An 8,905-nucleotide genomic window follows, 5' to 3' on the forward strand; every position below is an offset into this window, starting at 1 on the left:
GCGGGTCTCCCGCAACACACGGGCCCGGACCACCTCGCGGCTGGACGCCGAGGTACGGGTGGGCGCGGAGGCCGGCACCGGCGAGACGGTCGTCCTGCGGCTGTACGGCGAGGTCGTCGACCACGCCGACTCGGTGGTCCTGCCGCTGCTGCTGCCGGACGCCCCGGTCGTCGTGTGGTGGCCGGTGAACGCCCCGCTGGACCCGGCCAAGGACCCGCTGGGCGCACTCGCCCAGCGCCGGGTCACCGACACCTACGCCGCCGAGGAGCCGGTGCGCGAGCTGTCCGCCCGCGCCGCGGCCTACACCCCCGGCGACACCGACCTGTCCTGGACCCGGATCACCCCGTGGCGCTCGATGCTCGCGGCCGCCCTGGACCAGATCACCTGCCGGGTGACCGGTGTCGAGGTGGAGGGCGAGGAGTACAACCCGAGCTGTGAGCTGCTGGCGATGTGGCTCGCGGACCGGCTGGACGTGCCCGTGCACCGCTCCCTGTCCACGGGTCCGGGGCTGACGGCCGTCCGTCTGGAGACCAGCCGGGGCCCGATCGTGCTGGACCGCGCGGACGGCTCGCTGGCCACGCTGTCCATCGAGGGCCAGCCGGCTCGCGCGGTGGCGCTGAAGCGGCGGGACACCGCCGAGCTGATCGCGGAGGAACTGCGCCGGCTGGACCCGGACGACACCTACGCGTCGGCGCTGCGCTACGGCGTGGAGCGGCTGCGCACGGTGCCCGAGCAGGCTGCCGCGCCTCAGTCGCCGGAGCCCGCCGGGAAGGCATCCGGGGAGCCGGCCGAGCCGGTCGCGGAGAAGGGTCCCGTCGCGGAGCCCGAGCCGGTCGAGGAGGCCGCGAAGGCGCCCGCGAAGAAGGCGGCGGCCAGGACCGCGAAGAAGGCACCGGCGAGGAAGGCGGCGGCGAAGTGAACACTCCGCAGCTGGTCGTGCACCACGACAAGGAGCTGATGGCGCAGGCCGCCGCGGCCCGCCTGATCACGAAGATCGTGGACGCGCAGGCCTCCCGGGGCAGCGCGTCCGTGGTCCTCACCGGCGGCCGCAACGGCAACGGCCTGCTGGCCGCGCTGGCGGCGGCACCCGCCCGGGACGCCGTCGACTGGGGCCGCCTCGACCTGTGGTGGGGCGACGAGCGCTACCTGCCCGAGGGCAACCCGGAGCGCAATGTCACGCAGGCCCGCGAGGCGCTGCTGGACTCCGTGCCGCTGGACCCGGAGCGGGTGCACGCCATGCCCGCCTCCGACGGCCCGTACGGCTCGGACGTCGAGGCGGCGGCCGAGGCGTACGCGGCCGAGCTGGCGAAGGCGGCCGGACCGGAGAACCACGGTCCGGTCCCGGCCTTCGACGTGCTGATGCTGGGCGTCGGCCCGGACACCCATGTGGCCTCGCTCTTCCCGGAGCTGCCGGCCGTGCGGGAGACCGAGCGCACGGTGGTCGGCGTGCACGGCGCGCCCAAGCCGCCGCCGACCCGGATCACCCTCACCCTCCCGGCGATCCGCTCGGCCCGCGAGGTCTGGCTCCTCGCGGCCGGCGAGGACAAGGCGGAGGCCGCGGCCATCGCCCTGTCGGGCGCGGGTGAGATCCAGGCCCCGGCGGCGGGCGCGTACGGCCGCTCACGCACCCTGTGGCTGCTGGACTCGGCGGCGGCTTCGCAGCTGCCGAGGTCGATGTACCCGCCGGCGTCGCCCTGAGCGGCTGAGGCCCGGACGTGGGGGCGGCGGGATCTTCCCGCCGCCCCCACGCGTCGTCCGGGCCCCGCGCCGTCCGGGCCCATGTCCTGCCGGCTCAGCGGACCACCCGCTCAGCGGACGGCGTTGACCCGGTCGGGGCCGCCGTCGAGCCGGCCTTCCCGCCGCAGCTCGGCGACGTCCGCGGCGAGGCGGTCGCGGATGTCCTTGCCGGTGCGGCGCCAGCCGAAGAACTCGCACGCCTGCTTGATCAGTTCGTCCTCGGTCATGCCCGGGCACTCGACGGCCAGCTCGTACAGCGCCAGGTGGCGCTCGGCCGGCGCTATGTGCACGACCTTGCGCGGTGTGGTGCCCTCCTCCGGCTGCCGCGCCCTGAGCGTCTCGCGGTCGCGGACGTCGTAGAACGGCCCGTCGGTGGTGGCCCGGCCGGACCTGACCAGGGCGAGCGCCACCTCGCGCACGTTGTCCCGGATGCGGCTGCCCGCCCGGCCGACGCCCCACGCCTCCCGGGCCCGCTGCACCAGCAGGTCCTCGTGCACGGGTCCCTCGGTCTCGATCACCTCGGCGAGCAGGCCGCGCAGCTGCGGGCGGGCCTCCTGGGTGTGCAGCTCGGCCTGCGGCCGTACGGAGACGGCGCTGGTCCGGTACCGGGCGCTCCAGCCGCGTTCGGAGGCGATGTCCACCGGAACGCGTTCGAACCCCGCTTCCCCGGCCGGCTCCGCTCCGTCCTGCCGCGGCCGCGGTTCCGTCGGGGCGGACGACGCGGGCGCGGACACCGCCTCGGCGGAGTCGGAGGGGGCGGGGGCGGGGGCCAGCCGAGCCCGTTCAGGACCTGCTCGCGCAGCCGGTCCCGGTCCCGGGCGGCCTTCGAGGAGTGGTACATCGCGCCGTCGCACTCGATGCCGAGCACGTACGCGCCGGGCAGCGCGGGGTGGCGCACGCCGATGTCGATGCGGTATCCGGCCACGCCGACCTGCGGCTGGACCTGGTGGCCCCAGTCGCGCAGCACGGCGAGCACCGACTCCTCGAAGGGGCTGTCCGGCTCGGCGTCGGACTGGACGACGTCACGGGCGAGGACGGAGGGGCCGTTCTCGGCGTACTCCAGGTACCGCTTGAGGTACTGGACGCTCTCGTTGGCGCTGTCCGGCAGGCCGGCGCCGCGGAAGGAGGCGACGACCTCCATGCGGTAACGGGCGCGGGTCACCGCCACGTTGAGGCGCCGCCAGCCGCCCGACTTGTTGATCGGGCCGAAGTTCAGGCCGAGCTTGCCGTGTTCGTCGGGGCCGTACCCCACCGACATGATCATCACATCGCGCTCGTCGCCCTGCACCGACTCCAGGTTCTTGACGAAGAAGCCGTCGAGACGGTCGTCGGTGAAGCAGTGGTCGAGGTCGGGGCGGGCCAGCCGGGCCTGCTGGACGGCCAGGTCGATGGCGGACGCCTGTGCCTGGGAGAGCGCGACGACGCCGAGCGTCCTGCCGGGGCGGGTGTCGAAGTGGTGCAGGACGCGCCGCGCCACGAACTCCGCCTCCGCCTGGTTGTCCCGGCGGCCGCCCCGGTCGTAGACGCCGCCGCCGTCGAAGAAGGCGACGCCGACGTCGTTGCCCTCGTCCAGGGCGCCCGGGAAGGTGATCATCGAGTTGCCGTAGAACTCGCGGTTGCTGAAGGTGATGAGGTTCTCGTGGCGGCTGCGGTAGTGCCAGCGCAGCGGGAGTTCGCGCATGGCGCCGGCCTTGCAGGCGTGCAGCAGCGACTCGAAGGAGTCCGGGACCTCCTCCCCGTACTCGTCGGAGTCGTCGTCCACCGACGAGTCGAAGAAGGAGGTCGGGGGCAGCTGCTTCTCGTCACCGGCGACGATCAGGGCGCGTCCCCGGTAGACGCAGTTGACGGCGTCGCTGGGCCGGACCTGGGAGGCCTCGTCGAAGATGACGACGTCGAAGTGGAAGTCCGGCGGCAGGAACTGGCTGACGGTCAGCGGGCTCATCATGAAGCACGGCTTGACGGCCTGCACCACCTCACGGGTACGGCCCAGCAGTTCCCGCACCGGCATGTGGCGGGTCTTCTTCTCCGCCTCCCGGACGATGACCGCGCCGGAGCCGCCGGCGAAGCTGCGCGGGCGGCGCTTGTTGCACGCCTCGACGACGGCACCGCCCGCGGCGGCGATCAGCCGCCGGTCGGCCGCCCGGAAGTCGGCCACGCGCGCGTCGAGGTCGGCGGCGCGGGTGGTGCGCAGCCGCGGGTCGGTGGCGAGGACGTCGTCGGCCCAGGCGCGCAGCACCGCGTGTTCGACCACGTCGGGCAGGCACCGCGGGTCGAGTCCGCGTTCCGACACGGCGCCCACGAGGGCGTCGGCGCCGTACCGGGCCAGCACGGCGAGACCGTCGCGGTACGCCCGCCACACCTCGGGTCCCTGCGGGTCGGCGCGCAGCGCGCCGAGCACCTGTGCGGCCTGCTCCAGGGGGCCCAGCAGGGCGGGCGAGAGCTGGGTGCGGCGGTCGGCGTCGAAGAGGCCGAGCAGTTCGGTGGCGGAGCGGGTCCAGCGTTCGGCGCGGGCCGTGGCGACCGCGCACCACGCCCCGAGCGACCGGCGGACGTTCTCCGCGAGCAGGGCGGGCAGCGGGTCGGGGTCGGTGCCGTCCGCGAGGTGGGAGACGAGCAGCTCGCGCCGTACGGCGGTGCGGCTCAGCGCCGCGATGCGGTCGGCCACGGCCAGCACGGCGTCGAGGTCCGCGCAGCCTTCCGGGGTGCGCGGGGTGTACCCGCCGAGCAGGCCGGCGTGGCCGTCGGCGAGCCGGGCCACCTCGGCGGCGGACCGCTGCCAGGCCAGCGCCTGGTCCAGGCGGCCCACGAGGGACTTGTCCCAGGCGCCGGTGCGGGTGAGCTTGGCGGCTGCGTCCCGGTCGGCCTTGAACCGTGCCGAGAAGCGGGACATCAGTCCGCGGTGCTCCGTGGCGAAACGCTCCGCGAGGCCGGGCAGATCGGCGTGGTCGAGCACCTGTTCGCCGAAGACGTCGGCCGCCGCCGCGCGGGCGGCCGTCTCGGCGTCCACGGCCGTCCGCAGTTCCCGTGCCGCCGCGTGGGCCCGGCCGAGGACGTCCGGGTCGAACCAGCCGGCCGGCGGCCGGTGGCCGGCCCGGGTCAGGTCGGCCAGCTCGCACAGGTCGAGGGCGGCCTCCGGTTGGTCGGCCTTGGGCATGCCGAGCAGGTCGGCGAGTTGCGCCGCCTGCGCGGAGGCGTCCTCCGGCAGGGCGCCGTCACCGGCGGCCGGCTCCTCGGGGAGCCGGCTCCGCAGGGCGCGCACCAGTTGCTGGACCTCGCGCACCGTGCGGGGTTCGTCCTGGGTGGCCGCGAAGGGCCGGCGGCCGGCCGCCGACAGCAGGCCGTCGAGGGCGTCGGCGGCCTCGGAGACGACGTGGTGCGCCGAGTCGCCGGCCAGTCCGCGCCACGGGAACGCCTCGCCCTCGGCGGCGGGGCGCCAGGCCCGGGCCACGCCCCGTGCGGCGGCGCCGAGTTCCTGGAGGGCTCCGGCGCTCAGCGTGCGCACCGTCGGCACGTCCCCCGCACCGAGTTCGGGGGTGCCGGCCTGCTCCAGGAGGACCAGCCGGCCGAGCACGTCGTGCAGGGTGCGGCCGAGCGGGGCGCGGGTCTCGTTCATGGCGGCGGCGTACGCGGACAGTTCCTCGCGCAGCCGCCGGGCCCGCTCCAGTTCGTGCTCGGCCGCTCCGGTGGCCCGTGCCTCGGTGGTCAGTACCCGGGCCAGCTCGGTGGCCACCGCCTTCTTGCTCGTGTCACCGCTGTGCAGGGCCATGACGAAGTCGCCGAGGCCGACCCCGCGCAACCGGTTGCGCACGACGTCCAGCGCCGCCGCCTTCTCACTGACGAAGAGCACGCTGCGTCCGGCGTGCATCAGCGCGGCGATCATGTTGGTGATGGTCTGGCTCTTGCCGGTGCCCGGCGGGCCGCTCATGACGAAGGACCGCTGGTCGAGGGCGGCTGCGATGCACCGGCGCTGCGAGGCGTCGGCGTCGAGGACCAGCGGTGTCCGCTCGGGCAGCTGGACCTCGTCGATGCGGTCCGCGTCCGGCGGGTCGAAGGAGACCAGGTCGGCGGGCACGTCCGCGTCGGGTCCGAGGGCGACGGCCCGGATCAGCGGATGGGCGAGGATCTGCTCCTCGTTCTGCTGGAGGTCCTGGTACATCGCCTCGCGGTGCGAGGCGAACAGCCCCAGCACCGCGCGGTCGGCCACCGACCAGCCCGTGAGGCCGGAGGCGACGGTGCGGGCGGCGGCGAGCACGCCGGGCAGGTCGGTGACGTCGGTGCCGGTGACGGGGCTCCAGTCGACGCCGAGCCGGTCCAGCCGCACCGCGAGGGCGGGGTTGTGGATGCGCTCCTGGTCCTCGGCCGCGTGCAGGCGGTAGCGGCGATTGCCGTCCCTGCGCAGTTCGACCGGGACCAGCAGCAGCGGCGCGGAGCTGGACTCGTGGGCGTCGGGCTCGCGCCAGTCGAGCATGCCGATGCCGAGCCACAGCACCCACAGACCGTAGTCGTTGTACATCTGCCCGGACTTCTGGCGCAGTTGCCACAGCGCGGCGTCCAGGGACGCCTGGGTGCTCTTGTGGGTGAGGACCGCCGGGCGTGCGCCACGCCCGGCGGCCGGCTCCCGCTCCCCGCCGGTCCGCTCCGGTGCGGTGCCGGCGTCCCGCTCGGCGACCGGCGCGAACTCCCAGCCCCTGGCGAGGTCCGCCAGGAGGGCGTCGGCGCCGGGCGCGGTGATCTCCAGACTCGCCGTCCGGGCGTGCCGGAAGTTGAGCAGGCGGTTGCGCCCGCCCATGTCCAGCAGGGAGTTCCGCCAGCCGTCGAGGACGGCCTGCACGGTGGGACGCTGGTGGGCCATGGACGGGATACCTCCTGAAGCGTGCACAGAGGTGACCACCTGTACCGGTCCCCCTGGAGACATCTGCCTATCAGGTCGCGGGGGCCGATAGAGCGGGGAGTCCCGATACGGTATGGATTTGTTGTGCGAGAAGTGCACGCATGGCGTGTCGCTTCCCCTGTGTCACTTGACCGATCCCGCCATCACGCCCTGCACGAAGTGCCGCTGGAAGGCGAAGAAGACCACGACCGGCACGATCAGCGACAGGAACGCGCCCGGCGCGAGGACGTCGATGTTGCTGCCGAACTGGCGGATCTGGGACTGGAGTTCCACGGTCAGGGGCTGGGCGGAGCTGTCGGCGAAGAGCAGGGCGACCAGCATGTCGTTCCAGACCCACAGGAACTGGAAGATGGCGAGCGAGGCGATCGCCGGGCGGCCCACCGGCAGCACCAGCTGGATGAAGATGCGCCATTCCCCACCGCCGTCCATCCGGGCCGCCTCCAGCATCTCCTTCGGCATCTCCGCGAAGTAGTTGCGCAACAGGAAGACGGCGAAGGGCAGGCCGTAGGCGACGTGGAAGAGGACCACACCGGGGATCGTGCCGAACAGGCCCAGCGCGCCGAAGAGCTTGGCGACGGGCAGCAGACCGATCTGCACCGGCACCACCAGCAGGGCCACCACCAGCAGGAACAGCGGTTCCTTGAAGGGGAAGTCCATCCAGGCGAAGGCGTATGCGGCCAGGGCCGCGATGACGACGACGAGCACCGTGGCCGGCACCGAGATCAGCACCGTGTTCCAGAAGGCCCGCGTCATGCCGGAGTTGCCCAGCAGCGCCGAGTAGTTGTCGAAGGACAGCTGGCCGGGGCTCGCCAGGGCCGTCCACCAGCCGCCCTCCGCCGTCTCCCGGGCCGAGCGCAGGGAGGAGAGGAACAGGCCCGCGAGCGGGGTCAGCCAGACGAGGCCGATCACCACCAGGAAGGCCTGCACCAGGCTGTTGCCCAGGCCCCGCCTGATCGCGTTCATCACTGACTCCTCATCGTTGACTGTTGCGGAAACGGCGGACGTTGAAGACCATCGCGGGGATCACCAGGAGCAGCAGGAGCACGCCGAGGGCGCTGCCGAGGCCCTGGTCGTTGCCGCCGCCGAAGGAGACCAGCCACATCTGGGTGGCGAGGACGGTGGCGTCCTCCTGCACCGGTCCGGGCGCGATGACGTAGACGAGGTCGAAGACCTTCAGCACGTTGATCACGAGGGTGACGAAGACGACCGTCAGGACGGGCGCCAGCAGCGGGACGGTGATCCGGCGGAAGATCTGCCACTCGTTCGCGCCGTCCATCCGGGCCGCCTCCAGCGCGTCCCGGGGCAGCGCGGACAGGCCCGCACCGATCAGGACCATCGCGAAGCCCGTCCAGATCCACAGGTAGGCGCCGATGATCGCCGGGGTGACGAGGGCCGGCCCGAGCCAGGAGACGCCCTGGTAGGGCGGGGCGAAGTTGGCGGCGGGGAGCTTGACGGTGTACGAGCCGTCGCGCAGTCCGGCGAAGCGGAAGGAGCCGTCGGCCGCGGTGGTCGCGCTCGCGACCGTCCTGCCGTCGCGCACCGCCTCGACCTTCATGCCGGGCAGTCCGCTCTCCCCGGCGTCGACCTTGCCCTGCCGGCCTCCGCCGCCGGGGGTGAAGTCCAGGTAGACGACGCCGCGCAGTTCGCCGGGCGCCGCCTTGCGCTCGGCCGCCGCGCGGGCGGGCGAGGCGTCGGCGGGCAGGTCCTTGGGCAGGACGCCGACCATCGGCAGCGCGACCGAGCCGCCCGCGGAGGCCGTCGTCCGGTAGGAGCCGTCCCGGTCCTGGGTGAGCAGTCCGGCGCGGCCGCGGGCCGTCGGGTACGTCGAGGCGTCCTTGAAGGCGTCGTGGACGGAGACGACGGCCGCGTTCAGCACGCCCTTGTCGGGGTCCTCGTCGTAGGCGAGCCGGAAGATGATGCCGGCGGCGAGGAAGGACACGGCCATCGGCATGAACAGCAGCAGCTTGAAGGCCGTCGCCCAGCGGACCTTCTCCACCAGGACGGCCAGGATCAGACCGAGGCCGGTGAGCAGGGTGGGGGCGACGACCACCCAGATGGCGGTGTTGCGAATGGCCTTCAGCGTGGCCGGGTCGCGGAACATCTCGGTGTAGTTGTCACCGCCGACGAACTGCGTGCCGGAGGCGTCGAAGAAGCTGCGGCCGATGGAGAACAGCACCGGGTAGACGACGAGCGCGCCGAGCAGCAGCAGCGCGGGGAAGACGAAGAGCCAGGCGGCCAGCCGGCCGCGCCGCCGGCCGCGGCGCGCGGGCGCCGGGC

At 73.7% G+C, this 8,905-nt stretch carries 6 protein-coding genes; 2 read left to right on the plus strand and 4 right to left on the minus strand.

Features of this window, described 5'->3' with window-relative positions; translation table 11 throughout:
- Positions 1-919, plus strand: a 919-nt coding sequence (locus tag IF37_RS0137625) for a glucose-6-phosphate dehydrogenase assembly protein OpcA (RefSeq protein ID WP_030753918.1), incomplete at its 5' end; no start/stop codon positions are given.
- Complete coding sequence (gene pgl / locus IF37_RS0137630) at positions 916-1,698, plus strand: 6-phosphogluconolactonase (RefSeq protein WP_030753921.1); 783 nt, start codon at positions 916-918, stop codon at positions 1,696-1,698. The genes IF37_RS0137625 and pgl, both read left to right, overlap by 4 nt.
- A gap of 110 nt (positions 1,699-1,808) precedes the next feature.
- Here pgl and IF37_RS46280 read toward each other — a convergent pair whose 3' ends face one another.
- The 4 genes from IF37_RS46280 to IF37_RS0137645 form a co-directional block, all read right to left on the minus strand.
- Positions 1,809-2,255: a DUF3320 domain-containing protein gene (locus tag IF37_RS46280; protein WP_253915963.1), complete on the minus strand. Its 447-nt coding sequence runs from the start codon at positions 2,253-2,255 to the stop codon at positions 1,809-1,811.
- Positions 2,252-6,589 (minus strand): DUF4011 domain-containing protein, encoded by a 4,338-nt coding sequence (locus tag IF37_RS40225; RefSeq protein ID WP_052845591.1) that lies wholly within the window; start codon positions 6,587-6,589, stop codon positions 2,252-2,254. Before IF37_RS40225 ends, IF37_RS46280 begins: the two co-directional genes overlap by 4 nt.
- Positions 6,590-6,751: 162 nt before the next feature.
- Positions 6,752-7,591, minus strand: coding sequence for a carbohydrate ABC transporter permease (locus IF37_RS0137640; protein ID WP_030753924.1), 840 nt, complete (start codon positions 7,589-7,591; stop codon positions 6,752-6,754).
- 10 nt (positions 7,592-7,601) lie between these two features.
- The coding region (locus IF37_RS0137645) for an ABC transporter permease subunit (protein ID WP_030753927.1) at positions 7,602-8,905 on the minus strand (1,304 nt) is incomplete at its 5' end.

This window comes from Streptomyces sp. NRRL S-31, from assembly GCF_000718775.1.
Taxonomy (GTDB): domain Bacteria; phylum Actinomycetota; class Actinomycetes; order Streptomycetales; family Streptomycetaceae; genus Streptomyces.

Excerpts from the sequence above, each read along its gene's own strand:
- IF37_RS40225 (WP_052845591.1), bottom strand. The coding sequence starts at position 6,589 with ATGGCCCACCAGCGTCCCACCGTGCAGGCCGTCCTCGACGGCTGGCGG.
- IF37_RS0137640 (WP_030753924.1), bottom strand. The coding sequence starts at position 7,591 with ATGAACGCGATCAGGCGGGGCCTGGGCAACAGCCTGGTGCAGGCCTTC.